This is a genomic window from Sphingomonas sp. 66-10 (genome assembly GCF_001897045.1).
GTDB lineage: Bacteria > Pseudomonadota > Alphaproteobacteria > Sphingomonadales > Sphingomonadaceae > Sphingomonas > Sphingomonas lycopersici.
Genome location: NZ_MKRR01000146.1, coordinates 9,558 through 9,944 on the forward strand (window position 1 = coordinate 9,558; position 387 = coordinate 9,944).

The 387-nt window shown below is 67.4% G+C and carries 1 protein-coding gene; it reads right to left on the bottom strand.

All coding sequences use genetic code 11. From position 1 onward, the window contains the following. A partial coding sequence (locus BGN95_RS21690; protein WP_502688332.1) for an LLM class flavin-dependent oxidoreductase occupies positions 1-387 on the bottom strand: 387 nt, incomplete at both ends.

Sequence of the window (387 nt, forward strand, 5' to 3'; positions counted from 1 at the left end):
GAGGATCGCCGCCTGCTGGTCGCCGGTCAGCTCCTCGTCGATCGTCGGCTTCGGGCCGCCCTGATACCAGTGGCCGAGGCTCTCGACGAAGAAGCGCTGCCCGCGCAGACCGATCTTGCGCGCCTTTTCGCGGTCATCGAGCACGATCGACGGGCACAGCGCGGCGAGATGCTCGGTCGGGCGGAAGCCGACCTGATCCTCGGGCTTACGATTGCGGAAATGCTCGCGATAGACCGCATTCTTCTTGGCGATATCGTCCGGGCCGGCGAAGCCCAGCACCAAAGCGCCGATACCGCGCGAACCGGCGGCGACGAGCGTCGCCTCGCGGGTGCAGGCCATATAGATCGGCGGGTGCGGGTTCTGGAACGGCTTGGGGTGGATCGGGCG